The organism is Pseudoalteromonas sp. ABE4_541 (assembly GCF_056312285.1).
In genome coordinates this window covers 1-285 of record NZ_JBSVEM010000063.1, presented here as the reverse complement: position 1 = coordinate 285, position 285 = coordinate 1, and the positions used below count along the sequence as shown (strand labels likewise).

Annotated in this window: 2 tRNA genes; both read left to right on the top strand. The window is 49.5% G+C overall.

What is annotated here, in order from left to right:
* Positions 1–8: 8 nt before the first annotated feature.
* Positions 9–85 (top strand) — tRNA-Ile (locus ACW689_RS21495).
* A gap of 119 nt (positions 86–204) precedes the next feature.
* A tRNA-Ala gene (locus ACW689_RS21490) sits at positions 205–280 on the top strand.
* Positions 281–285: the final 5 nt, after the last annotated feature.

Genomic DNA, 285 nt, shown 5'->3' with positions numbered 1-285 from the left:
CATTGTTTGGGTCTGTAGCTCAGCTGGTTAGAGCGCACGCCTGATAAGCGTGAGGTCGGTAGTTCAAGTCTACTCAGACCCACCACTTCTTACCGATGCTGCGTTATTAAGCTCGTCGTTTAGAAACCACTAAACGTCCTCACTTAATGCCTTGCCTCGAAAAGAAGTTTGGTAAGTACAAACAATGTAACACTCCAGTATTGTGGGGCTATAGCTCAGCTGGGAGAGCGCCTGCCTTGCACGCAGGAGGTCAGCAGTTCGATCCTGCTTAGCTCCACCACTTTA